The sequence below is a fragment of the Arthrobacter sp. NPDC057009 genome (genome assembly GCF_042673905.1).
Classification (GTDB): domain Bacteria; phylum Actinomycetota; class Actinomycetes; order Actinomycetales; family Micrococcaceae; genus Arthrobacter.
This window is the reverse complement of sequence record NZ_JBHUSB010000014.1, coordinates 55,142-79,739: the sequence shown is the minus strand read 5'-3', so window position 1 is coordinate 79,739 and position 24,598 is coordinate 55,142. Positions and strand designations below refer to the sequence as shown.

At 67.5% G+C, this 24,598-nt stretch carries 21 protein-coding genes, 1 pseudogene and 1 riboswitch; of the genes and pseudogenes, 10 read left to right on the top strand and 12 right to left on the bottom strand.

Annotated features, from left to right (window positions below; all coding sequences use genetic code 11):
- Positions 1-16: 16 nt before the first annotated feature.
- From ACFTR6_RS15220 to ACFTR6_RS15205, 4 genes are all read right to left on the bottom strand, one after another.
- Positions 17-409 (bottom strand): YegP family protein, encoded by a 393-nt coding sequence (locus tag ACFTR6_RS15220; protein WP_377958502.1) that lies wholly within the window; start codon positions 407-409, stop codon positions 17-19.
- A gap of 290 nt (positions 410-699) precedes the next feature.
- Positions 700-1,908 carry an O-succinylhomoserine sulfhydrylase gene (locus ACFTR6_RS15215; protein WP_377958501.1) on the bottom strand — a complete coding sequence of 403 codons (1,209 nt, stop codon included), beginning with the start codon at positions 1,906-1,908 and terminating at the stop codon, positions 700-702.
- Between the two features lies 1 nt (position 1,909).
- Positions 1,910-2,320: a rhodanese-like domain-containing protein gene (locus ACFTR6_RS15210; RefSeq protein ID WP_076799723.1), complete on the bottom strand. Its 411-nt coding sequence runs from the start codon at positions 2,318-2,320 to the stop codon at positions 1,910-1,912.
- On the bottom strand, positions 2,317-2,625 hold the full coding sequence (locus tag ACFTR6_RS15205) for a DUF1737 domain-containing protein (RefSeq protein WP_377958500.1): 309 nt from the start codon (positions 2,623-2,625) through the stop codon (positions 2,317-2,319). The genes ACFTR6_RS15210 and ACFTR6_RS15205 overlap by 4 nt, the downstream gene beginning before the upstream one ends.
- A 13-nt stretch (positions 2,626-2,638) precedes the next feature.
- A riboswitch (SAM riboswitch) is annotated at positions 2,639-2,753 on the bottom strand.
- 220 nt (positions 2,754-2,973) lie between these two features.
- Between ACFTR6_RS15205 and ACFTR6_RS15200 the strand changes: the two genes are divergently transcribed.
- Genes ACFTR6_RS15200 through ACFTR6_RS15190 form a run of 3 tightly spaced genes read left to right on the top strand, consistent with a single transcriptional unit; the run spans position 2,974 to position 6,993 of the window.
- Positions 2,974-4,269: an NtaA/DmoA family FMN-dependent monooxygenase gene (locus ACFTR6_RS15200; RefSeq protein ID WP_377958499.1), complete on the top strand. Its 1,296-nt coding sequence runs from the start codon at positions 2,974-2,976 to the stop codon at positions 4,267-4,269.
- 4 nt (positions 4,270-4,273) lie between these two features.
- A complete protein-coding gene (locus tag ACFTR6_RS15195; protein WP_377958498.1) occupies positions 4,274-5,947 on the top strand; it encodes an aromatic amino acid ammonia-lyase in 1,674 nt (557 codons plus the stop codon).
- Positions 5,944-6,993: a PLP-dependent cysteine synthase family protein gene (locus ACFTR6_RS15190; RefSeq protein WP_076799726.1), complete on the top strand. Its 1,050-nt coding sequence runs from the start codon at positions 5,944-5,946 to the stop codon at positions 6,991-6,993. Before ACFTR6_RS15195 ends, ACFTR6_RS15190 begins: the two co-directional genes overlap by 4 nt.
- 14 nt (positions 6,994-7,007) lie before the next feature.
- Here the strand turns inward: ACFTR6_RS15190 and ACFTR6_RS15185 are convergent, their stop codons facing one another.
- Together ACFTR6_RS15185 and ACFTR6_RS15180 are read right to left on the bottom strand one after the other, a co-directional pair.
- Entirely contained in the window at positions 7,008-8,015 is a 1,008-nt protein-coding gene (locus tag ACFTR6_RS15185) for an EAL domain-containing protein (protein ID WP_377958497.1), read from the bottom strand.
- Between the two features lie 305 nt (positions 8,016-8,320).
- Positions 8,321-9,253 carry an aminodeoxychorismate lyase gene (locus ACFTR6_RS15180; protein WP_087872739.1) on the bottom strand — a complete coding sequence of 311 codons (933 nt, stop codon included), beginning with the start codon at positions 9,251-9,253 and terminating at the stop codon, positions 8,321-8,323.
- Between the two features lie 96 nt (positions 9,254-9,349).
- Between ACFTR6_RS15180 and cls the strand changes: the two genes are divergently transcribed.
- Positions 9,350-10,816, top strand: a complete 1,467-nt coding sequence (gene cls / locus ACFTR6_RS15175) for a cardiolipin synthase (RefSeq protein ID WP_087872740.1) — start codon at positions 9,350-9,352, stop codon at positions 10,814-10,816.
- An 81-nt stretch (positions 10,817-10,897) separates the two neighbouring features.
- Here the strand turns inward: cls and ACFTR6_RS15170 are convergent, their stop codons facing one another.
- The 5 genes and pseudogenes from ACFTR6_RS15170 to ACFTR6_RS15150 form a co-directional block, all read right to left on the bottom strand.
- Positions 10,898-13,045, bottom strand: coding sequence for a chorismate-binding protein (locus tag ACFTR6_RS15170; RefSeq protein ID WP_377958496.1), 2,148 nt, complete (start codon positions 13,043-13,045; stop codon positions 10,898-10,900).
- A 158-nt stretch (positions 13,046-13,203) separates the two neighbouring features.
- Positions 13,204-13,719, bottom strand: a pseudogene (locus tag ACFTR6_RS15165) (low molecular weight protein-tyrosine-phosphatase); the annotation flags it as partial.
- Between the two features lie 117 nt (positions 13,720-13,836).
- Positions 13,837-14,460: a LysE family transporter gene (locus ACFTR6_RS15160; protein ID WP_076799735.1), complete on the bottom strand. Its 624-nt coding sequence runs from the start codon at positions 14,458-14,460 to the stop codon at positions 13,837-13,839.
- Positions 14,461-14,544: 84 nt separating this feature from the next.
- Positions 14,545-15,360: a methyltransferase domain-containing protein gene (locus ACFTR6_RS15155; protein ID WP_076799737.1), complete on the bottom strand. Its 816-nt coding sequence runs from the start codon at positions 15,358-15,360 to the stop codon at positions 14,545-14,547.
- 51 nt (positions 15,361-15,411) lie between these two features.
- Positions 15,412-15,927: a MarR family winged helix-turn-helix transcriptional regulator gene (locus tag ACFTR6_RS15150; RefSeq protein ID WP_377958495.1), complete on the bottom strand. Its 516-nt coding sequence runs from the start codon at positions 15,925-15,927 to the stop codon at positions 15,412-15,414.
- 153 nt (positions 15,928-16,080) lie between these two features.
- On the opposite strand from ACFTR6_RS15150, the gene ACFTR6_RS15145 reads away from it, so the two are divergent.
- Positions 16,081-18,261 carry an MMPL family transporter gene (locus ACFTR6_RS15145; RefSeq protein ID WP_377958494.1) on the top strand — a complete coding sequence of 727 codons (2,181 nt, stop codon included), beginning with the start codon at positions 16,081-16,083 and terminating at the stop codon, positions 18,259-18,261.
- Here ACFTR6_RS15145 and ACFTR6_RS15140 read toward each other — a convergent pair.
- On the bottom strand, positions 18,258-19,286 hold the full coding sequence (locus ACFTR6_RS15140; protein ID WP_377958493.1) for an NAD-dependent epimerase/dehydratase family protein: 1,029 nt from the start codon (positions 19,284-19,286) through the stop codon (positions 18,258-18,260). The two genes, ACFTR6_RS15145 and ACFTR6_RS15140, sit on opposite strands and share 4 nt — an antisense overlap.
- Before the next feature lie 168 nt (positions 19,287-19,454).
- Here ACFTR6_RS15140 and ACFTR6_RS15135 point away from each other — a divergent pair, with 168 nt between their 5' ends.
- From ACFTR6_RS15135 to ACFTR6_RS15115, 5 genes are all read left to right on the top strand, one after another.
- Positions 19,455-20,198, top strand: a complete 744-nt coding sequence (locus ACFTR6_RS15135) for a TetR/AcrR family transcriptional regulator (RefSeq protein WP_377958492.1) — start codon at positions 19,455-19,457, stop codon at positions 20,196-20,198.
- 119 nt (positions 20,199-20,317) lie between these two features.
- Entirely contained in the window at positions 20,318-20,740 is a 423-nt protein-coding gene (locus tag ACFTR6_RS15130) for a hypothetical protein (protein WP_377958491.1), read from the top strand.
- Between the two features lie 238 nt (positions 20,741-20,978).
- Positions 20,979-22,853, top strand: a complete 1,875-nt coding sequence (gene dnaK, locus ACFTR6_RS15125) for a molecular chaperone DnaK (protein ID WP_087872748.1) — start codon at positions 20,979-20,981, stop codon at positions 22,851-22,853.
- Between the two features lie 2 nt (positions 22,854-22,855).
- Positions 22,856-23,518, top strand: coding sequence for a nucleotide exchange factor GrpE (locus ACFTR6_RS15120; RefSeq protein WP_076799747.1), 663 nt, complete (start codon positions 22,856-22,858; stop codon positions 23,516-23,518).
- A gap of 94 nt (positions 23,519-23,612) precedes the next feature.
- Positions 23,613-24,590 (top strand): DnaJ C-terminal domain-containing protein, encoded by a 978-nt coding sequence (locus ACFTR6_RS15115; RefSeq protein WP_172804281.1) that lies wholly within the window; start codon positions 23,613-23,615, stop codon positions 24,588-24,590.
- Positions 24,591-24,598 lie beyond the last annotated feature (8 nt).

The window sequence follows — 24,598 nt, the reverse complement described above, 5'->3', positions numbered from 1 at the left end:
TCCCCAGAGCAGTCGGCTAGGCGGCGCCGGTCCAGCGGGCCGGGGCTGCGGGGGCTGACGGCCTCCAGTGCGCCGCGCTGCTGGTGCCCGAGGCCTCGGCCGGGGTGCGCTTCTTGCCGAATCCCTGCCGGCCGTGGCCGGAGCGGGCTGGAAGAGTCTGGGCCGAGAGAGTCTGGGCCGGCACCGGCGCGGGAACTGCCGCGGAGGCTTCCTGAACCTTCGGTGCTGCCGGCGAGAGGTCCGTGACGAGCCCCGTCCCGGCGCATTCGCGGACGTCGGCAATGCCCGCGGCAGCCGCGCGCTTGTCCTCGAAAGGTGCGGAGACGGCCAGCACGGTTCCATTGGGAGCCATCAGCCGGAACCGGTACTGGGAGTCGGCGTCAACAAAAACTTCAAATACTCCGGCCATGATGTTCCTTCCGGTCAGGGAGGCTGCGCGCAGCGTCTTCGCGGCCACGGCCCCGAACGCATCGCTGCGTCTGTCCTTGGATGGGCTGAACCGACAGGGGTTTGATCGGCTCATCGGTGTTATTAGAGTCTGCCCAGTGCATATGGACCCTACAAGACCGTCCATGTAAACCCTGGGTAAACCCTGCTGGTCCACCCACTAAACCGCCCCCGGGCTCCGTTCTCAAGGACGCCCGAAACGAAGGGACGTGCAGCGCAGCGCGCGTTCACAGCCCGCCATTGGAAGTAACGTCAGATCTGTTTGAGCGCCTGCTCCAGGTCCGCGATGAGGTCGTCCGCGTCCTCCAGTCCGACGGACAGCCGCACCACGCCATCGCTGAGCCCGATCGCGGCGCGTCCTTCCGGCCCCATGGCCCGGTGCGTCGTGGTGGCGGGATGGGTGATGAGGGACTTGGCGTCGCCCAGGTTGTTGGAGATGTCGATGATCTTCAGGCCGTCCAGCAGCGCAAAGGCGGCTTCCTTGCCCGACTGGCCGGCCGTCGTCGCAAGTTCCAGCGTGAGGACGGTGCCGCCGGCCTTCATCTGCCTGGCCGCCAGGTCGTACTGCGGGTGCGACTTGAGCAGCGGGTACTTGACCCAGTTCACGGCAGGCTGGGTTTCCAGCCATTCGGCGAGGCGCAGCGCGGTGGCGGAGGAGTGGTTCACGCGCAGGGACATGGTTTCCAGGCCCTTGGTGAGGACCCAGGCGTTGAATGCGGAGAGCGCCGGGCCCGTGTGGCGCATGAGCTGCTTGACCGGGCCGTCGATGAATTCCCTGGTGCCCAGGATCGCTCCGCCCATCACGCGGCCCTGGCCGTCGATGTGCTTGGTGCCGGAGTAGACGATCACGTCCGCGCCGAGGTCTCCGCAGCGCTGCAGCAGCGGGGTGGCGAAGACGTTGTCCGCCACCACCTTGGCGCCGGCGGCGTGGGCGAGTTCGCTCACCGCCGCGATGTCCACGATTTCCTGCATCGGGTTGGACGGGGATTCGAAGAAGACGGCCGTGGTGGGCACCGAGAGGGCTTCGCGCCACTGCTCGAGGTCCGGGCCGTCCACGAACACCGTCTCCACGCCCCAGCGCGGCAGGATTTCGTTGAGGATCACGAAGCAGGAACCGAACAGCGAGCGGGCTGCGACCACGCGGTCCCCGGCGCCCAGCAGGGCACCCAGCGCGGTGAAAACGGCGGACATGCCGGACGCCGTCGCAAAGCACGCCTCAGTGCCTTCGAGGAGGCGGAGCCGCTCCTGGAAGGTGGCCACCGACGGGTTGCCGTAGCGCGAGTAGACAAAGCGCTCGTCTTCGCCGGTGAAGGCGCGCTCGGCGGCGGCGGCGGACTCGTAGACGAATCCGGAGTTCAGGAAGACAGGCTCGGTGGTCTCCTGGAAATTGGTGCGGTCAAGCCCGCCGCGGACGGCCTGGGTATCGGGGCTCCAGCCGGCGGCGTCGTGGTTAAAGGTCAATTTAGTTCTTTCCCAGGTTCGTCGGCAGGCCGCGGTTCTTCCAGCCGTTCACGGTGCGCTCACCGTAACGGTCGGGCTCGCCCTCGAAGCCTTCGAGGACGTTGTAGGCAGTAAAACCGGCCTGCGTTGCGGCGGTGGCGGCAGCGATGGAGCGCTGGCCGGAGCGGCACAGGAAGAGCAGCTCCACCCGGGTGTCCTCGGGGGCCTGCTGCTTCAGCTGCTCGACGAAGTCGGGGTTGGGAATGCCGCCGGGAAAGGTCCACTGGATGAAGAGGGGATCATTTTCCGTGGCGTTGGTGTCGGGAATGCCGATGTGCGCCCATTCGCCCTCGGTGCGCACATCCACCAGGATGGCGCCCTCCTCAAGCTTGGCCCACGCGTCCTGCGGAGTGATGTCTCCGGCGTAGCTCATGCGTGGCCCTCGTAAACTTCCGCGCTCAGGTCCTCGTCGGAGTCCAGCTGGTCCACGGCGGTGGCGACGGCGGCGTCTGCGGTGGCGATCGCTGCCGGCAGGATGAGGGCCTGGGCCACGATGACGGTGGTGCCGTTGAAGGTGGCGGCAGGGCTGCCGTGCAGCACGTATCCCTCGGCCAGGGCTGCCGAGATGCGCTCACAGAACGCCCGGTCGTCCGGCCCCGTGATGAGGCGGTAGGACAGTTTTTCCTCAGGTTTATCCTGCTGGGACGGCAGCGTTGCAACGGCGGGGGCGTCTGACACGACGGATCTCCTTTTCTCACGCTTGCAGCTCGAAGTGGTCGATATGCCGAGTATTCACCTGAGGCACCCCGCCGTGGAAGGAGGGTTGCCGACCGGCCAGTCAGGGCTTAATGCCGGTACTCATTACTCCCGAAAAAAGTAACACTGACGACGGCGGCGCGCACCGCCGCCGTCGTCATCTTCCGTAACGGACCCCGCGACTTTCCCTGATCCATGGGACTGCCCGGGTTGCTCGCGTTGCCGTTACAAAGCCCGCGGCCGGGAGGATAATGACGGGAGATGAACCGCCGTAACGCCGGATGAAACCAGGCCGCAGTGAATGATTCGACCGCGAATACAGTGACTCCCATGCTGCACTTTGGATGGTTTGTGGGCCATGGCTTCGGGGTCCAGGGCTGGGGGACACCCGGCTACGGTATCGGCTACGACTGGAAGAAACCGGCCCCCTACCAGCACGCGGTCCGCGAGTTTGAGCGGGCCGGGCTGGACCTGTTCATCATTGAGGACTCGCTGACCGTCCCCGACACCTACGGCGGCAGCGCGGAGGTCTCACTGGCGCAGGCGTCCTTTGCGCCCAAACACGATCCGCTGGCGCTGGTGCCGTACCTGCTGTCCGCCACGGAACACCTGGGCATCGTGCCCACCATCAGCGCGTCCTTCTATCCGCCCTTCACCGCGGCCCGGCTGCTGGCCACGCTGCAGCACTTCTCCAACGGCCAGCTTGGCTGGAACGTGGTGACCTCCGGCAGCGACCTTGCCGCGCAGAACTACGGACTGGACCAGCAGATCGAGCACGACCTCCGCTACGAGAAGGCCGAGGAGTTCGTGGACGTCGTCCGCAAGCTCTGGCGCAGCTGGGAACCGGACGCCATCGTGGAGGACGCCCGGGCGGGCATCTTCGCGGACCACACCAAAGTCCGGCCCATCCACCACGACGGGGAGTTCTTCAAAGTCCGGGGACCGCTGAACACCGCGCCGCTGCCGGAGGAGCCGGTGCTGGTGCAGGCCGGGGCCTCCCCGCGGGGCAAGGCCTTCGCCGGTGCGAACGCGGACGTTGCGATCGCCCTGGCCCGCGGCGCGGACGGCATGAAGGCCTACCGGGACTCCATCCGAGCCGAGGCCGCCGCAGCCGGCCGGAACCCCGACGACGTCAAGGTGCTGTTCGTCCTGAAACCCACCGTGACCGGATCCCGGGCTGAAGCGGAGGAACTGCGTGCCGCGCGCCGGGAGCTCACGCAGCGGGACATCGACAGCCAGCTCAACTCCATCTCCTACCTCTCCGTCATCGACTTCAAGCAGTTCGACCTCGACGCACCCCTCCCGGAACTGAGCACCAACAGCAACCAGGGAACGCTGGAGCACTTCTCCAAGGCGGCACCGCCGGGTTCCACGCTGCGGCAGATCCTGCAGGCCCGCAGCGGCGGTGCAGGCGACAGCATCATCGGAACGGCCGATGAGATCGCCGACTACCTCGAGGAAACCGGCACCGCAGTGGGCGGCGACGGGTTCCTCTTCTCCGGCTTCGTGGACCCGGCCACCATCCACGGAGTGCTGGACAGGCTGGCGCCCGTGCTGCGCCGGCGGGGACTGCTGCGGACGAGCTACGGCGACGGCGGCTTGCGCCGGAACCTGCTGGACTTTTAGCGCCATGGCAATGGCCGGGGAAAGCAACGGACTGGCGCCGGGCATCAGCCGCGGCACGTTCCTGATCGGGACGGCCCGCATCCGGGCCGGCGACCTGGCCGCCGCAGCGGCCGATCCGAGCGTGGAGGTGGTCCTCAGCGCCGAAGCCCTGGAGCTCGTGGGGCTGTCCCGTGAGGTGGTGCAGGCGGCCATCGATTCCGGCCACCGGGTCTACGGCCTCAACACCCTGCTCGGCTCCGGCCGGGACACGGCCGTGGAGCAGGACTCCATCCTCGACTACCAGCTCCAGGTGATCCGCTACCACCACAGCGGCGTGGGCGGACTGCTGGCCCGTGATGAGGTCCGCGCCCTCATCTTGGCCAGGCTCATCGGATTCACCCGGGGAGGCTCGGGCGTGCGCCCGGAAACCGCCCGTTTCTACGCCGAATTGCTGAACAGGGGTGTGGTGCCGGCGGTTCCGCGCGACGGGTCCGTCGGCTCATCGGACCTCACGCAGCTCGCGGCGGTTGCCGCCGTCGCCATCGGGGAAGGACAGGCACTGGGTCCCGACGGCGGCCTGCTCGACGGCGGGCAGGCACTCGCCGCCGCCGGGCTGGAACCGCTGGTCCTGGCGCCGGGGGAGGCCCTGGCGCTGGTCAGCGCCAACTCCTATTCCATCGGTGCGGGCGCGCTGGAGCTGCGCCGCATCCGCTGGCTCGCCGATCTGGCGGACACTGCGCTGGCGCTGTCGCTGGAGGCCACTGCAAGGTACGACGGCGGCGGGAACCTCAGTCCCTTCTCGCCGGCTGTGCAGTCGGCCAAGGCCGTGGACGGCCAGCGCGTCTCGGCGGCCAACGTCCGCCGCCTGGTGCGCGGCGGCTGGCTGGACGACCCGCGGCGGCAGGTGTCCGTCCAGGACGCCCTGTCCTTCCGCGCCGCGCCGCAGACGCACGGCGCGTTCCGTGCCCAGGTGGCCGCCCTGGCCGAGGCGCTCGAGGTGGAACTCAACGGCCGGGGCGACAACCCGCTGGCGGACGTGCCCTCGGGCCGGATGGTGTCCGGTGGCAACTTCCAGCCGATGCAGCTGGCCCTGGCGTTCGAGGCGCTGCGGCTGGGGCTGGCACACGTCGGAATCAGCAGCGAGCGGCGCATCGCCAAGCTCTATCCGCCGCAGCGACTGATCCGGCAGCTCAACCTCGAGGCGGCCCGGGCAGGCACGCCGCTCGCGTCCGAAGACCTGCCGGGACTGCTCTGGTACTCGGCCGCAGGCCTGCTGGCCGAGCTGAAGTTCCTGGCGGCGCCCGCAACACTGGGAGCCCCCACCCTGTCCGCCGATGTGGAGGACCACTCCACGCTGGCTCCGCTTGCCCTCCAGCAGCTGGAGCGCTCAGTCGAGGCCGCGGCCAAGCTCCTCACCATCGAGGCCCTGACCGCTTCCTATCTGCTGGCTGAGGCGCAGGACACGGACCTGCGCGAGGCCGTAACCCGGCAGCTGGGCTCAGGAACCGGCGCCGTGGTGCGGCGGCTGTCGGAGCTGCTCGCCGGGCAGTTGCCGGCGGCGGTGCTGGTGGAGGCTGCAAGGAAGGAGTTGGGGGATTTGCTGGCAGGACTGTTCGAATTGCAGACGCCGTCCCCGGACACCGACGGTGACCGGGGGCCGGATGACGGCGGTCCAAACTATGCGCGAGGAGAATCATGACCACCGTGACGGGGAGCGGCCGCCAGCCGAGGCATGTGGGCCCTATAGTGGATCCGGCCGGGGACGCCGACGCAGTGCTGGCCCGGGTGGGGAACACTCCGCTGGTCCCGCTGGACGTGCTGAGCCGTGGCCTGGGAAGCACAGTTTTCGTGAAGCTCGAATCGGAAAATCCCGGCGGGTCCATCAAGGACCGGACCGCGCTGAGCATGGTCCGGGCTGCCGAGCGCAGCGGCGACCTGCAGCCCGGCGGGACCATCGTCGAAAGCACCTCAGGGAACACCGGAATCGGGCTCGCGCTGATCGGTGCACTGACCGGCCATCCCGTGGTGGTGGTCACCGGAGATTCCATTTCGTCGGAGAAGCTTGAGGCCCTCAACCGGTACGGCGCGCGGGTGGTGTTCACGGACTGGAGCGCGCCGTCGAATTCGCCGGAGAATGCGCGGGCGGTCGCGGCCCGGATCACGGCCGAGATTCCCGGCGCATGGCGTCCGCTGCAGTTCGACAACCCGGCCAACCCACGCGCGCACTACGAGGGAACGGCCCCGGAAATCTGGGAGCAGACGGCCGGCCGGGTGACGCACTTCGTCGCGGGCGTGGGAACCGGCGGCACCATCACCGGAAACGGGCGGTACCTCAAGGAGAAATCAGGCGGTCACGTGGAGGTGATCGGTGCCGACCCCTACGGCTCGGTCTACAGCGGCGGGCATCCGGGCCAGATCCTCGTGGACGGCGTCGGCAACTCCTGGCCCAAGCCTGAATGGCCGAAGGTGTTTGACCTCGGCCTGCTGGACAGGTTCCTGCGGATTCCGAACGACGAGGTGTACACCACGCTGCACCGGCTGCTCAACGACGAAGGCCTGTCCCTCGGGCCGTCGTCGGGCCTGACCGTGGCGGCGGCGCTCCGGGTGGCCAGGGCGGCGCCGCACGGGTCAGTGGTTGTGGCGATCGCCCCGGACACGGGCAGCAACTACCAGAGCAAGGCGTTCAACCCGGTGTGGCTGGCGGACAACCACATCCGCCTGGCCACGGACCTCGCCGAAGACTAGCCCAGTAGTTAGGACTAGCCCAGGAGCGATATCGGGCCCGTGGCAGGCGTTTCGCTCTCGGAACGGATCCAGGCATTCCAGTCCAGCGGGTGGACTGAGGGCCGGCCCAGCAGGTACCCCTGCGCCGCCACCACGCCAAGGCCGGTCACGGCGTCGAGTTCTTCCTGCGTCTCCACGCCCTGGGCGCCAAGGGCGGCGTCGATGTAGTGCGCCAGTTCGTTCATGGCTGCAGCCCTCAAGCGCTGACCCTGTGAGCTCTCAATGCCCGCAATGAAGCTCCGGTCCAGCTTGATGATGTCCGGGTGAAGCTCCAGGACCTGGTCCATGGACGTGAAGCCAACCCCGGCCCCGTTGACGGCGATCCGCAGTCCGCGCTGTCGCAGGGGAGCGAGGGCGGCAGTCAGCGCCCCGTACTGGTCGAAGGGGATCGGCCCGTTCAGGTCGATGACGATCCGGTCCATGGCCAGCTGGGAATGGTCCAGCAGTCCGGGGATCCTCGGGTCCGCGCACGTTGCCGGGGTCAGGTTCAGGGCGATGAACATGTGCTCCGGCACGGCCTGCGCCGCAGTGAGGGCGCGGTGCAGTGCCGCGAGCTCAAGGTCGGTGCCCAGCCCCACGGATTCTGCCTCACTGAACCAGTGGTCAGCGCTGGCACCGTCGTCGCTGACGAAGCGGGTGAGGGCCTCGACGCCGATCACGTGGCCCTCCGGAAGCCGGCGGATCGGCTGGAAGGCGGTCATCAGCATCTTGTCGGCAAGGATGGCTTCAATCCGGTTCCTGCTGCGCCGGGTGAAGGGCACCGGCTCAGGCACCGCCACGGCCTGGGGCCGTGCCATCTCCGGGATGGCGCCGTTGTCTGCGTTGGCCAACTCCGTGGTGGCGGTGAGGTGCTCGAGCAGCACATGTTCCGGGTTGTCCGGGTGGGCTTCGAACAGGGCGCGCAGCTGCTGGCGGGTCCACTCACTCGCCGGGTCCGATTCGGCAAGCAGTTCGGTGATAATCTGGCGGGCTTGCCAGCGCACAGTGAGTTCCCCAGTGTCCCCCGGCAACGCTGCCTGGGCCCCCCAACCCGTGGGTAGTGAGGTTGTCAATGCGGGAAGGGCGTTCTCGTCCCAAGACATCGGCTATTCCTTTATACGTACTGGTTCCGGCTGAGCCCGGAACCCGGCAAAGCGCCATCACCGCTGCGGGTGCGGGCAGTTGGCCGTGGAAGAAGACTACAACGCAGCTGACCTGCTTGTCCCCCATTTTTTCGAACCGTGCCAATTCGTTACTGCCGGCTGCCCGGGCCGGGCCGGCGACCCCTGAACCGGCAACTCCTCCGGACCTAGTCGATGCCGGCGAACAACTCGTTCAGCTCGGCGGTCAGCTGCTTGCGGAGCGCCGGCGTGCCGATCTCGCGGCCGTCAATATGGTTGACGGGAGCCAGGAGCCGGATGCTGGAAATCAGCCAGACGGCGTCGGCGTCCACCAGGTCCTGGGGCTTCAGGGGGCCGTACCCCAGCTCCCAGCCGGCGGCCTTGGCCGCGGCGAACAGGGCGCCCTGCGAGGTTCCGGGGAGAATGCCGCTGTCCAGCTGCGGGGTGACGAGGCGCTTAACTGTTGTTCCGGCGTCGTTCTTCTCAACGTTCGCCAGCAGCACGGTGGATGTGGGGCCCTCCAGCACGCGGCCGTCGGAGGACGTGAAGATGACGTCGTCCGCCCCCTGCTTGTGGGCGTGGCGCAGCGCGGCCATGTTCACGGCGTAGGACAGGGTCTTGGCGCCGAGCAGCAGCCACGGGGCACGCTCGGCAGCATCGCTGTCATAGCCGCGGTCAAGGAGGATGACGTCGATGCCGGTTTCGCGCTGCCGCCGGCCAGCGGCTGCCACGGGGGACACCTGCACCCAGCATGTGGGGGCGGCGGCGCCCTCCACGCCGCGGGTGACGATGAGTTTGACCACTGCCTCGTCCAGCTCCGGGGACGGGGCCGGGTTGTCGGAACGGAACGCCCTGACGCCCGTCTCCACCGCGCGGCGCCAGTGGTCCTGCCCCGGGATCTCAAGATCCAGTGCCTCCGCCGAGCGGGCCAGCCGGTCCAGGTGGGCCTGGATCTTCCGGGTGTGGCCGGCGACGGCGAGCATGGACTCGAACACCCCGTCACCGCGGGTGGCGCCCAGGTCCGTGGCCATCAGCTGCGGCTTTTCGGGATCGGCAAGCCGGCCGTACTCATAGTCCGGATCCAGGAACACCAGCACTGTGTGAGAGGTACGAGAGGTCATGCCTCAAGCTTAGTGCGGCCGGTGCCCGATAGGCTGGCCTCACCGCTCCATACGGAATGGCTGCGAGAGTAAGACATTACGGGGGTTTCAACTGTGTTGTGGCCATTTCCGCTGGCGGAAACACTGCCGGCGTGGCTGATCCTGCTGCTCAGCGGCGTGGATCTGGTCATCAGGGTCCTGGCCGTGGGCATCATCCCGGGCAACCGGCGGCCCACCACCGCCATGGCCTGGCTGCTGGGCATCTTCTTTGTGCCGGCCCTGGGCCTCATCCTGTTCCTCCTCTTCGGCAACTTCAGGCTGTCCCGCCGCCGCACGGAACAGCAGCAGCTGGTCAACGAGCGGGTCCGCGGCAGCGTGGAGCTTTCCCACGTCGCTAGCGCCTATTCCGGCCCCGAGTGGGTGCAGTCCGCGGCCGAACTCAACCGCCGCCTGGGCTCAATCCCCATGGTGGACGGCAACCAGGTGGAGCTCATTCCCGGCTACCCGGACTCCATCCAGGCCATGGCCGCGGCCGTGCGGAAGGCCAAACGCTTCGTCAACGCCGAGTTCTACATCATGAGCACGGACCACGTCACGGACGACCTGCTCACGGCACTTGAGGAGGCGGCGGACCGCGGCGTCGAGGTGCGCGTGCTGTTTGACCACATCGGGACCCTGCGCGTGAAGGGCTACAACAAACTGCTGAAGCGGCTCAAGGCGAGCCGCATCCAGTGGCGGCGGATGCTGCCGCTGCTGCCCATCCATGGCCAGTGGCGGCGGCCGGACCTGCGCAACCACCGCAAGATCATGGTGATCGACGGCGAAGTCGCCTTCACGGGGTCGCAGAACCTGATCGAGCCCTCCTACAACAATCCCAAACACCGCAAGGCCGGCCGGGAGTGGATCGAGCTGATGGCGTGCCTGCGCGGCCCGATCGTCCCTACTCTGAACGTCGTCTTTGCCACCGACTGGCTCAGCGAGACGGACGAGTCCCTCGAGGACCAGCTGCAGCTGGCGGCGCCGCCCGCCGGCCGGGTCACGGCGCAGGTGGTGCCCAGCGGCCCCGGCTTCACCACGGAGAACAACCTCCGGCTCTTCAACACGCTGATCTATTCCGCGCAGCACCGGATTTCCGTGTGCAGCCCCTACTTCGTGCCGGACGACTCCCTGTTGTACGCCATCACCACTGCGGCGCAGCGGGGAGTGGACGTGGAACTGTTCGTCTCCGAGAAGGGCGACCAGTTCCTGGTCCACCACGCCCAGCAGTCCTACTATGAGGCCCTGCTGCGGGCCGGAGTCCGGATCTACCTCTACAAGGCGCCGTTCGTGCTCCACGCCAAGCACTTCACCATCGACGACGAAGTGGCGGTCCTGGGCTCCAGCAACATGGACATGCGCTCCTTCTCCCTGAACCTCGAGGTTTCGGTGATGCTGCTCGGCGAGGACATCGTCAACAGCATGCGCGCCGTGGAGGACACCTACCGCGACATCTCCCATGAGCTCCTGCTCGAGGACTGGATGCGCCGGCCCCTGGCGGCACGGTACGTGGACAACGTCGCGCGCCTCACGGCCACGGTCCAGTAGAAACGGCCGAATGGAGCCTGGAGTTTTTGTCCACTTGTCACGACCTGGAGGCCCCTGAACCCGCGATAGGTGTACGAAAACTCAGTCCGGGAAGGCGGACCCGAGGGTGGACAGCACGCCGTAGGCCTTGGTGCGGATCTCCTCGTACTCGTCCTCCGGCACGGAATCGGCCGTGATGGCGCCGCCGACGCCGAGACTGAGCCGCACCTGTTCACCTGCTCCGTCCTCCTTCAGCACGCCGTCGTCCTTCAGCACGCCGCTGTCCTGCACCACCAGGGTGCGGATGGCCACCGCCAGGTCCGTGGCCCCGTTGAGCGAGAAGTAGCCGATCGCGCCGGAATACACGCCGCGCGGGCCTTCCTCCAGCCGGTCCAGGATGGCCATGGTGCTGATCTTCGGCGCCCCGGTCATGGAGCCGGCAGGGAAACAGGCGGCCACGGCCTCGGCCCGCGGCGAGCCCGGCAGGAGGACAGCATCGATGGTGCTCACCATCTGGTGCACCGTGGCATAGCTTTCGATCTCGCAGAGCCGGCTGACGGTCACCGACCCGGGCTCGGCGAAGTGGCTGAGGTCGTTCCGGAGCAGGTCCACGATCATGATGTTTTCCGCGCGGTCCTTGAGGGACGTAGCCAGGTCCTCGCGGAGGGCGGCGTCGGTTTCCGGGTCAGCAGCCCGGCGGCGGGTTCCCTTGATCGGCTCGGCGCGCATGCCGCCGTCGGACGCTATCCGTAAAAAGCGCTCCGGGGACGTGCTGGCCACGGTGAGTCCGCCGAACCGCAGGTAACTCGCAAACGGTGCCGGATTCCGGCGGCGCAGGGCAAGGTACGCGGCCCACGCGTCCAGCGCCGGCACCTTCGCTTCGAGGGTGGTGGTGAGGCAGACCTCGTAGGAGTTCCCTTCCGCGATCTGGTGCTGGGCTTCGGCGATCTTGCGCTTGTAGCTCGCCTCGCTGTCCCATCCGGCGAAGGCCGGGGCAGGGGCCAGTGCCGCGGCGTCTTTCTCCGGCAGGGCGTCTTCCTCCGGAAGTACGACGGCGTTGCTGCCGCCGGCTTCCGCTGCGCCAGCCGCGGCACCAGCCACAGCAGCAGTCACCGCGTCGCGGGCGCGGGTGAGCCAGTCTGCGGCGTCGGGGGCGTCGAGGGCAAGCAGCCAGACGGTGTTGTCGGTGTGGTCCAGGACCACGGCCCGGCCGGCAAAGATCAGTCCCGCATCCGGTGTGTCCGAGGCGATGTCATGCCCGCCGGTTTCCCGCTTGAGCTCATAACCGAGGAAGCCGAGCCAGCCCAGCGTGAAATCGCACGGGTAGTCCTCGTGCCCGCGGACCGCCTTCCGCCCCCACACCGTTTCCAGCCAGCGGAAGAACGGGCCGGACACGGTGGCCGTGGCGCAGCCTGCGGTGATCCACGTGACGCCGGAACTGTGCAGGACAGACTGGCCGAAGGTGCCGCCGTCGTCCGCCAATATGCTGAAGCGGCTGCGTTCCGCAGCGGGGGTTTCCCTGCCGGGAGCGGCCGGGCCGGCGAACCGCAGAGACGAGTCCAGCCAGACCGCATTGCCGGAAGCGCCGTACAGGGCATGGAAAACTGTGGCCGGGTCGGGGCACGCTTCAAGGCGCTCGGACAGCAGGCGCAGGCCGCGCCTCGAGGACAGCTCAGGAACCAGCGCGGTGCTGAGCGCCGGAAGGTAGGTGAGCGCCTGCAGGGTGTCCGCCGGGGCGGTGCCGTCCGCGCGGTTGAGCACCCGGACGTGGGCCTGCTGCGGGATGTCGTCCACAGCCAGGAGTTCAGCCTCCTGGCTGGCCCACTGGTCCCAGAAGGGCTCGTACGTGTCGCCGTCGCGTTCGAGCGCGCGCAGGCGGCGCTCGCCGTCCGGCGAGTCTGCCCAGATGACGGCATCCAGAAGGGGCCTGGCCGCGGAGGCTGCCGAGCCCACGCCCTCCACGATCACGATCTCGGCGGGCAGCGTGACCCGAGGGCCGCCGTCGCAGTGGTTTACCCAGTCCCAGCTTATCCAGGTGGCCGCTTCGGCGCGGCTCAAGGGTTCCAGCACGGTGCTCACATAGCGTTCGATGCCGGCAGTCAGACCGTCCCAGCCGGGATAGATGTCCTCCAGATGGAACAGCGAGACCTTGCGGTGATTCCGCAGCCTGGCCGCGAGCTCAATCGCCAACGTTGTTTTACCTGCGCCGGACCGCCCGTCAATGGCGATGATCACAGGTGCGGGGGTCATGAAATAGAGCGTACCTGCTGGCTGTCCTCAAGATGGACGATGTGAAGCTCGCTGCCCGCTGCCGGGCGGCCGTGACGCTTGCCTTTATGGGCCCTGCGGTCATCGACGTCCAGCAGGCCATCCAGCTGGAACGCGGCCGGCGCCGTGGCGGCCCCGTGTTCGCCGGCAGCGACGGCGTCCTGTACGTAACGGACAATGCCGGGCACCGCCGCCTGGACTTGGTCCCACACCGCTTCGAAGTCTGCGTGGCCGCCGTACCATGGGTCCTCAATGCCCTGTTCGAGCGGGTCGCAGCCCTCCAGCGCGGGGTCGAAACTGCGGAGCATGCGGACCCTGGCCCGCGCCTCGTCGTCCGGGGCGGAGGCGCGAAGCCATCCGTAGTGGTCCACGTCCAGGGCAAGGATGAGGTGCCGCTCGGCGAACCATTCGGAGCGCCATTCCCTCGCAATGTGCCGGTCGGAGACAAGGTTGTGGGTGGTCAGCTTGCGGGCGGCCCGCGGGTCGATGGGGCGGCCTGCCTCGTAGGCGGTGGTACCCGCGGAGTCAACGACCACCACGTCCTCGAGCCCGGCTTCCATGAAGGCAGCCTCGAGCATCAGCTCGGCCATGGGCGAGCGGCAGATGTTGCCGGTGCAGACGGCGATGACGCGGTATGGGCTCGTCGTTGAGTTCATGGGGATAGCATGCTGGATCAACCGCCCACTTGGCTAGTAAGTGAGCTTATTATCAGCAAGCTTTGTAAAGTTGGCTGGTTTTGCTGTCACAAAATTGCCAAAGCGACGTCCCGGGCTTTAATGCATGACGGCAAGTGCGACGCCCAAGGCGACGAAGAGGACGCCGAAGATCCTGTTGAGGACCGTTTGGCCGTGGGCGTCGTGGGTGAAGCGCTGGAAGGACTTTGCTGCGGCCGCGAAGAAGAACCACATGACCAGGATGTCGATGAGCACCACCGTTGCCGCAAGGACGGCGTACTGGGGCAGCAGGGGGTTGGCGGGCCGGATGAACTGCGGCATGAAGGCCAGGAAGAACACAATGGCCTTGGGGTTCAGCAGATTGACCCACAGTCCCCGGCGGAACATGGACCAGGCCGGCTCGTTCCGGAGCGCGGCCACCTTCTCCTGGTCCAGGTCCGGTTTGCGCAGGAACTGCCTGATGCCCAGGTAAACGAGGTAGGCGGCACCGGCGTAGCGGATGGCGTTGAAGGCGACGGGGGAGCCGGCAACCAGGACGCCGACGCCCAGGGCCACGACGATGACGTGCAGAACCAGGGCAGCCTGCTGCCCGAGGATGCCCCAGATGGAGCGCCTGAACCCCACGGTCAGCGAGTTGCTCATGGTGTTGATGGCGCCTGCGCCCGGAGTGAAGCTGATGAGGACGCCGGCGCCCGCGAGGGCCAGCCACAGGGAGAGTTGCACCCATCAAGTTTAGTGCGGGTGCAGGGCGCGCGCTTTGGGCACTTGCACGACGCCGGGCACCGGGTCTGTGTGCCGGCGCCGGCCCTATGCCCGGGCGATGACCTCTCCGTTGGGAATGAGGAACCAGCCGTCGTCGGTGGAACCCCAGCGGTGCCAGCCGGCGGAAATGCGCGTGAGGTCCGCCTCCTGCGCGAAGCCGTACTCGAGGGCCTGTTCCGCGAAGGCCGAGTGGAGCACGCGTTCGCCCCACACCCTGGCCTGCCAGCGGCGCTGCTGCCCGGTGGCGTAGAGCCAGTTGCTGCTGCTTGGCGCCACGTCGGTGAAGCCGGCGGCCTGGGCCCACGAAACGAGCCGGCGGCCGGCGTCGGGCTCGGCGCCGTTCCGGCGGGCGATCCGCTGGTACAGCTCCATCCACTCGTCGAGCTCCGGGATGGCCGGGTACCAGCTCATGCCGTGGAAATCCGCGTCGCGGACCGCAACGATGCCGCCGGGCCTTGCCACCCGCCGCATCTCCCGCAGCGCCTCCACCGGGTCGGTGAGGTGCTGCAGGACCTGGTGGGCGTGGACCACATCGAAGGTGTCGTCCTCGAATTCAAGGTCGTAGATGTTGCCCGCCACGAATTCGACGTTCCCGACGCCCCGGTCGGCTGCCAGCTCGCGGGCATGGGCAATCACGTCGGGGGAGCGGTCTAGCCCGGTCACATGCCCGGGGGCGACCAGCAGCGCGAAGTCGCACGTGATGCTGCCGGGGCCGCAGCCGACGTCAAGCACCGATACGCCGGGGGTGAGGTGCGGGATGACGAACGCCGCCGAATTCTCCGCTGTCCGCGCTGCATGGGCCCGGACCACGGACTCGTGGTGGCCGTGGGTGTAGACGTCTTCCGGCTGCTGCGTGCTCATAGGGAAACGCTACTCCTTCTCCGTCTTTCGGGCAGGCAGCGTCCCGGGATGTTATGGCGCGCCGGAAGCTTCCTTGCCGGCCTCGACTGTGGCCGTGATCATCGCATCCATGAAGCGGGCGGCTGTCTCGAGTTCCTGCGCCGTGAATGCGGCCATGGCGCTGTCCATGTGGCGGGCCAGGGGCAGGAACATGGCGGAGCCGTCGCGGTATGCCTTGTCCGTCATCCGGAGCTGCACCTGCCGCCGGTCCTGGCCTTCCCGCACCCGGACCAGGTGTCCGGAACCGCACAGCCGGTCGATGAGCGCCGTGGTGGCCGGGGAGCTGAGGTTCAGTTCCTTCCGCAGGGTCCCGGGAGTCACGACCTCGCCGCTGGCCGCGTGCCTCATGACGGCGGCCAGCGCGTTGAGGTCCGTCCGGTGCATGTCGTTCCGGCTGCCTGCAGAGTCAACGTAGCGGTTGGCCTCCAAGGTGAACTCCTGAAGCAGCCGGATCAGGGGGTGCTGGGTTCGGGGGCCTGAGGTGCCGGATCCATTCGGCTGCGGCGGGGCCGCAGGCTTCTCCGCCATGACTGCCTCCTCTCCTCGCTGTTGCCTTCCGGAGTTTACCGCCCGGCCGCCGGAGGCGACCGCGCAAGCTATATATCTCTATGATCGAGATAGTTTATGCTGGAACCATTATCGACGACGGCGGAACGGCCGCCACGCCCAGGAGGTCACCGGATGAAGCAGGCAGCCCGCGCTCCACGAGTCCCGTTCTGGCTCCGCTGGCTCATTCCGGTGGTCCTTGTCGTCGGCTGGGTTGCCATAGCCGGCGTCGGCGGTCCCACGTTCGGCAGACTGGACGAAGTCTCGTCCAACGACCAGGCGACCTTCCTTCCGGCCGGGGCGGAGGCCACCGAGGCCCGCGAGTGGCAGCAAAAGTTCCAGAACTCCGGCGAGGTGCCGGCCGTCGTCGTTATTGAAAGCTCCAGTACCCTCACCGCTTCCCAGCTGGGTGCAGCCGCCGACCTGAAGGCCAGCATTGAAGACCTTCGGGTGGGCAGTACGGTGGTGGGGCCGGTCCCTTCCCAGGACGGGAAGGCCGTGCAGTTCATCGTCTCCGTTGCCGCAGCGGAGCCCGCGGACGCCGTCGAGGAGTTGCGGCGGGAGGTGAGCGCCGGCGCTCCGGACGGCACGCAGACATTCGTCACCGGTCCCGCCGGGCTGGCGGCCGACCTCACCGGGGCTTTCGCCGGCATCGACGGCATCCTGCTGCTGGTGGCGCTGGCGGCGGTGTTTATCATCCTGCTGGTTGTTTACCGGTCCCTGCTGCTGCCCTTCATTGTGCTGCTGACCTCGGTGTTTGCCCTGTGTGCCGCCATCCTGCTGGTGTTCGGCATGGCGAAGGCTGGCTGGATCCAGCTGAACGGACAGAGCCAGGGCATCCTCTCGATCCTGGTGATTGGCGCCGCCACCGACTACGCGCTGCTCTACGTGGCCCGGTTCCGTGAGGCACTTGAGCACACGGCCAACCGCACCGCCGCCGCAATCACTGCCTGGCGGGCATCCTTCGAGCCGATCCTGGCGTCCGGTGCCACCGTGGCCATCGCGCTGCTGTGCCTGCTGTTTTCCGACCTCAACTCCAACAAGGCGCTGGGACCCGTGGCGGCCGCCGGCATCGTCTGCTCGCTTTTCGCGGCGCTGACCCTGCTCCCGGCCTTCGCCGCTCTTCTCGGACGCGCCGCCTTCTGGCCGTTCCGGCCGAAACTGCAGCCGGAAGATGCGCGCGAGCCGGAACTCGTTACCGGGCTGGAGGGCCAGAGGGGGCTCTGGCGGGCAGCCGGAACACTGGTGTCACGGCGTCCCCGTTCAGTGTGGGTGGCATCCGTGCTCCTGCTCGTCGTTGCATCGGCAGGGGTCATGCAGCTGAAGGCCAACGGCGTGCCGCAGACTGCCGTCATCCTCAGTGCCTCCAATGCTGTCGACGGGCAGGATGCCCTGGCGCGCCATTTCGACGCCGGCAGCGGCAGTCCGGTGGTGATCGTTTCCAGCCAGGCGACAGCCGGGGAAGTCCTCGAGGCAGTCAAGGCCGTCGACGGCGTGGGGGCCGCCTACCTTTTGGCGGAGGGCAGCGTGCCCATTACCGGAGCCCCGGGTTCCCCTGCCAGCCCGGCCGTGCGGGACGGGAGGGTGTTGATTAATGCCACCCTCGATTTCGCAGCCGATTCGGACGCCGCGGAGCAGGCCGTGTCAGCCATGCGGAACAGCGTCACCCAGGCGGATCCTGGGGCCCTCGTCGGCGGCGTGACCGCCATCGCGCTGGACACCAACACCACGGCGCAGCGGGATCTTGCCACCATCATCCCGGTGGTTCTCGCCGTCATCCTGGTCATCCTCATGCTGCTGCTGCGGTCCGTCCTGGCGCCCGTCCTGCTGGTGGCGTCCGTGGTTCTTTCCTATGCGGCCGCGATGGGCGTTTCCGCCCTCGTGTTCAACCATGTTTTCGGCTTCCCCGGAGCCGACGCCACGGTGCCCCTGTTCGGCTTCGTGTTCCTGGTGGCCCTGGGCGTGGACTACAACATCTTCCTGATGAGCCGGGTCCGCGAGGAGTCGCTGAAGCACGGGACGAGGCCGGGGATCCTGCGCGGCCTGGGGGTGACGGGTGGCGTGATCACCTCGGCCGGCGTGGTCCTGGCCGCCACGTTTGCTGCCCTGGGCGTCATCCCCATCATGTTCCTGGTGCAGCTGGCTTTCATCGTGGCCTTCGGCGTGCTGCTGGACACCGTTCTGGTGCGCTCGCTCCTGGTGCCGGCCCTGGCCTACGACCTCGGCCCGCGCATCTGGTGGCCGGGCAAACTGGCCCGGCGCGAACCGCAGGAAACAACAAAGGCGGCCGAAGTGGCGGAGGCGGGCGTCCGCTAGGGCTTGCGGGAAGTCCCGGTGGCAGTCCCCGCGGGAGCCTCCGCGGGAGCGCCTGCGGGGGTTCCCGCCGGGGCCCGCCCTGTGCCCCGAGCCGCGGCGAGTTCCGAGCGCCACCATTCCACGGTTTCCCTGGCGGCAGCGTGCAGGGGCGTCGGGTGGAGGCCCAGAAGTTCCTCGCTGGCCCGCGAATCCATCACGAACGGCCGCTGGAACTGGTAGAGCATTTCGCCAAGTTCCCTCATGTCTGGCGAGAAGAGCCCCAGGGTGCGTACCGCCCACCCGGGCACCGCCCGCACCTTCGGTGCCGGCACGCCCGCGGCCCCGGCGAAAGTTTGGGCGATCTCCCGCTGGGTGAGAGGTGGATTGGTGGGCGCGTGCAGCACCCGGTTCCAGACCTCGGGTTTCCCCGCGGCCCGGATCATCGCCGCAGCCAGATCGGGCACGTAGGTAAAGGAATGCGGCTGGTCAGCGCTGCCCACAACCTGCAGCGGACGCCGGGCAAGGATGGCCGGCACCATGCGCTCGCCGGCGTGGGCCATCCGGACGCGGGGACCGAAGAAATCGCCGGCTACCACGGAGACGGTGTCCGTAGGGCTTGCCGCCCTCGCCCGCAGCAGCGCCGTGCGGATGCCGCGCTTGCCGCCCGCTGCGTCCCGAGGACTGGCTTCCGTCATCACCTCCCGCGGGTTGCTGTAGGAGTAAAGGCTTTCGGGAAAGACGACGACGGCGCCCGCCTCGCCTGCCGCCGCCAGGACCGCCTGTTCGGCGGCCGGCAGCTCCCGTTGCCACGCCGCGGCGCTGTAGGAAGAGCCATGGATGCAATGGAAGACCGCAGCCGCGCCTTCGAAGGCGTTCCCCAGCATGCCGGGGCTGGAGACGTCCGCCTTCAGCTTCTCGATCTGCGGGTGGTCGGGGCCACTGCCCGAACGGGTGAGGACCCGGACCCGCCAGCCCTGCTCTGCCAGTTGCTCCGCCACCGTCCAGCCGACGGGGCCGGCACCGGTGACCACATAAAGACCGGACATTTGAAAGTTCTCCTTTTTTTGCGGACGGCGCCCTTGGGGTTGTCCCGACGGGCCGGACCTGGGACCGAGAGCGCTGCTCTCGCAATAAGGATGCTGCCGCCGGGAAGCAAAGTCAAGAGCACTGCTCTCAATTGTTGACACTGCTCTGATCCGTGCCATGCTGGGCTCATGCCATCCACTCCGCAGGCTCCCGCTGGGAAGCAGCAGCGCACCCCCCGTGAACGGGCGCGGGCGCAAACCATCGCCGACATCGTGGAGCTGGGCCGGAAGCACCTGGCCGAACACGGGGCCGCAGCACTCTCGCTCCGCGCCGTCGCCCGTGACCTGGGAGTGGTGTCCTCGGCGGTTTACCGGTATGTCGGGAGCCGGGACGAACTGCTGACCCTCCTGCTCGTGGATGCCTACAACGACCTTGGGGACGCAGTGGACGCAGCCGTCGAATCCGTCCCTGCGGACGATTTCAAAGAACGCTTCGCCGAGCTGGCCCGCGCCGTCCGCGCCTGGGCCCTCCGGGAACCGGCGCGCTACGGCCTCCTTTTCGGCAGTCCGGTGCCGGGTTACCGTGCCCCCGCGGAACGGACCACCGCACCCGGAACGAGGGTGGTCACCAGCTTGGTGCAGATCCTGGACGGCGCACATCGGGCCGGCACGCACCGGGCCGGCGCCAGTGCCGCTGAACCTGCCGCCACGTCCATGCTGCCCGCGCTGGCCGCGGACCTCGGGGCGATCCGGCGTGAGCTGAATGTGGGAGTACCGGACGTTCTGCTGGCCCGCGGCACGCTCGTGTGGACGTCGCTTTTCGGGGCCGTCAGCTTTGAAGTGTTCGGGCAGTATGGCGCCGGAACCTTTTCCGCGCCGGATGAACTGTTCGAGCACCACATTGCCGTGCTGGCTGATCTGGCCGGGCTGTAGGCTGCGTTCGCCCAGGCAGGATGAGGCCGGCCCTGCCCTGTTGCTCCCCGTCCACGCTGGATAGACTGCGACTGCGCCCGGACCAGGCGCGCCAGTCCTTTCGAAGGAGTGATCAAGCGATGACCGAAAGCAGTGAGTCCGGCACCCAGGGTAAGGCCCACACCGGCTCCAGGAATCCGGCCCTCGAGGGGGACAGCGGCCAGTACGTCGAGGGGGACTACGGCGACACCGGCGTGGCCGGTGGCGAGTCCGCCGCCGAGCCGGAGGGTGAGTACGCGGCCGGAGACTACGGTGAGGCGGGGGCGGTCAGGCCTAACACCGAGGTGGAGGAAGGCGAGTATCCAGAGGGCGACTACGGCCGGGCCGGAACCGTCGGCCAGGAGCTGCCCGGAGATGAGGAGGGCGAATACCCTGAGGGTGACTACGGCGCCGCCGGCACAGCCCCGGAAGGTGGCGTCGCCGAAGACCTGAAGGATGAGCTGATCGACGGCCAAACCAATGCGCCCCGGAATGATGACGGGGGCCGGTCCTCCGGAGGCTAGAAGCTGACGGTTCACGCTCGGCGAAATCCAGCTGCCGCCGTCGAAAAACCCCCGGTTTCATGCGGATTATCCGCGCGGGACCGGGGGTTTTCCGCTGCTGCGGGAGCACTTTGAGGCAAAGTTGAGCGTACTGCACTCAACTTCGGATTGACTTTAACTCCGGGCTGAGTAAAGTTGAGTGCAGATCGCTCAAGGAGTGGGCGAACCCCAAGTTTCCAAGGAAAGAAGGAAGCAACACATGTCACGTGCAGTAGGTATCGACCTCGGAACCACCAACTCCGTTGTCTCCGTTCTTGAAGGTGGCGAGCCCACCGTTATTGCCAACGCCGAGGGTGGCCGCACCACGCCGTCGGTCGTTGCGTTCTCCAAGTCCGGCGAGGTCCTGGTGGGCGAAATCGCCAAGCGCCAGGCAGTCAACAACATCGAGCGCACCATCGCCTCCGTCAAGCGCCACATGGGCACGGACTGGAAGGTCGACATCGATGGCAAGAAGTACACGGCCCAGGAAATCTCCGCCCGTGTCCTGATGAAGCTGAAGAACGACGCCGAGTCCTACCTCGGTGAAAAGGTCACCGACGCCGTGATCACCGTTCCCGCCTACTTCAACGACGCCGAGCGCCAGGCCACCAAGGAAGCCGGCGAAATCGCCGGCCTGAACGTCCTGCGCATCGTCAACGAGCCCACCGCGGCCGCCCTGGCCTACGGCCTGGACAAGGGCAAGGAAGACGAACTCATCCTGGTCTTCGACCTCGGCGGCGGCACGTTCGACGTCTCCCTGCTGGAAGTCGGCAAGGACGAGGACGACTTCTCCACCATCCAGGTCCGCGCCACCGCCGGTGACAACCGCCTCGGCGGTGACGACTGGGACAACCGCGTCGTCGAGTACCTGCTGAACCAGCTCAAGGTCAAGGGCATCGACCTGTCCAAGGACAAGATCGCCCTGCAGCGTCTCCGCGAAGCTGCCGAGCAGGCCAAGAAGGAACTCTCCTCCTCCACCAGCACCAACGTCTCGCTCCAGTACCTCTCCGTCACCCCGGACGGCCCGGTCCACCTGGACGAGCAGCTGACCCGCGCCAAGTTCCAGGACCTGACCAAGGACCTGCTCGAGCGCACCAAGAAGCCGTTCCACGACGTCATCAAGGAAGCCGGCATCAAGCTTTCCGACATCGACCACATCGTGCTCGTCGGTGGCTCCACCCGCATGCCCGCCGTCTCCGAGCTCGTGAAGGAACTGGCCGGCGGCAAGGAGCCCAACAAGGGCGTCAACCCGGATGAGGTTGTGGCCGTTGGTGCAGCCCTGCAGGCCGGTGTCCTGAAGGGTGAGCGCAAGGACGTCCTCCTGATCGACGTCACCCCGCTGTCGCTGGGCATCGAAACCAAGGGCGGCGTCATGACGCACCTGATCGAGCGCAACACGGCCATCCCCACCAAGCGGTCCGAGACCTTCACCACCGCTGACGACAACCAGCCGTCCGTGGCCATCCAGGTCTTCCAGGGCGAGCGTGAGTTCACCCGCGACAACAAGCCGCTGGGCACGTTCGAACTGACCGGCATCGCTCCGGCTCCGCGCGGCGTCCCGCAGGTCGAGGTCACCTTCGACATCGACGCCAACGGCATTGTGCACGTCTCCGCGAAGGACAAGGGCACCGGCAAGGAGCAGTCCATGACCATCACCGGCGGCACGGCGCTCTCCAAGGAAGACATCGACCGCATGGTCAAGGACGCCGAGGAGCACGCAGCAGAGGACAAGGCACGCCGCGAGGCCACCGACACCCGGAACACCGCCGAGCAGCTCGCCTACTCCGTGGACAAGCTGATCGCCGACAACAGCGACAAGCTGCCGGAAGAGGTCAAGACCGAGGTCCAAGCCGACGTCGACGCCCTCAAGAAGGCCCTCGAAGGCACCGACGACGCCGCAGTGAAGTCCGCGTTTGAGAAGCTGCAGGCTTCCCAGACCAAGCTCGGCGAGGCCATCTACGCGCAGGCCGGTTCCCCGGACGGCGCCACCGGCGCTGCAGGTGCTGAAGGTGCCCCTGCCGGCGGCAAGGCGGGCTCTTCTTCAGATGAAGACATCGTCGACGCCGAGATCGTCGACGAAGAAGAGAAGAAGTAACCATGCCGCATCACGGTAACGAAGAAGAGCACAACTCTTCCCGAGACCAGGGCAGCAACCGCGACGAACCGGTCATCCGGGACCACCGCAAGGTGGACCCGGTGACCGGGGAGGCCCGCCACCCGCAGGGTGAGCAGGCAGCCTCCGCCGCATCGGCGGATTCCGACGGCGACGCCCTCGCCCAGGCTGAGGAAATCCTCAATCAGGTCGAGGTGCCCGCCGAGGAATCCGTGGCGCAGGGGACCGAAGCCGCCGCGGCGGCGGAGCTGAAGAACGACCTCCTTCGCCTGCAGGCCGAGTACGTCAACTACCGCAAGCGCGTTGAACGCGACCGCGCCGTGGCAGGGGAGATGGCCGTCATCGGCGTCCTGAACTCCCTGCTCCCGGTGCTGGACGACGTCGACGCCGCCCGCCAGCACGGTGACCTCGCGGACGGCCCGTTTGCCGCGATCGCCACCAAGCTGGAGAACGCGCTGAAGACGTACGGCCTGAGCCGCATCGATGAGACCGGCGTGGAGTTCGATCCGACCATCCACGAGGCCCTCATCCAGCAGCCCGGCGAGGACATCGAGGTTGATACCGTCAGCCAGGTGCTCCGCTCCGGCTACAAGTCAGGTGAGCGGGTCCTCCGCGCGGCACAGGTAATCGTCGCGGTGCCGGCCTAGCATTACCCCATCGAGATGGCAGTTCGCGGCAGTGATTCGAAGGAACATTGCCGTGAACTGCCATCTCGGCTCAGATTTTTGAAAGGAAACGCCATTGGCTAGCCAGGACTGGGTGGACAAGGACTTCTATAAGATCCTTGGTGTTGCCAAGGACGCTTCCGACGCTGACATTAAGAAGGCTTACCGGAAGCTCGCCCGGCAGTACCACCCTGATACGAACTCCGGGGACACTGCTGCGGAGAAGAAGTTCAAGGACATTTCCGAGGCTTACTCTGTGCTGTCCGATCCGGACGAGCGGCAGCAGTACGACGCCATCCGGGCAATGGGCGGCGGCGCGCGGTTTGCCCCGCACGGTGCGGGAAGCACGGCGAACGGCGGCTTCGAAGACCTCTTCGGCGGCCTCTTCACCGGTGGCGGCGGCCGCCACTCCGGCGGGTTCAGCACCGCCGGCGGAGTTCCGCCCGAATTCGCAGACCTGTTCGGCGGCGGCTTCGGCGGTGGCCCGGCCGGTTACCAGCGCGCACCGCAGAAGGGCGCCGACCGGACGGCCAGTACCAGCATCTCCTTTGCCGGATCCATCCGCGGCACCACCATCGGGCTGCGCGAACCTGACGGCGAGGTCATCGACGTCCGGGTGCCGGCGGGCATCAAGGACGGCCAGAAGGTGCGCGTCCGCGGCAAGGGCCAATACGGCCCGGCGGGCAACGGCGATCTCCTGGTCACCGTCAACGTCAAGCCCCATGACTTTTACACGCGCGACGGCGACAACCTCCGGATCCATGTGCCCGTCAGCTTCCCCGAAGCTGCTTTGGGCGCCGACATCGAGGTTCCGACGATCGACGGCGAGCACGTCCGCATGCGCGTTCCCGCCGGCACCCCATCGGGGCGCACACTCCGGGTGAAGGGCCGCGGCGTCAAGACGTCGAAGGCCACCGGCGACCTGCTGGTGACGATCGACGTCGCAGTTCCGCAGAACCTGAGCAAGGAAGCTGAGGAGGCCGTGAAAGCATTCGCCGCCGCAACCAACGGCGCGGACGTCCGGCAGGGCCTGGCAGCCAAGGCCCGGCTTTAGCGACAGGT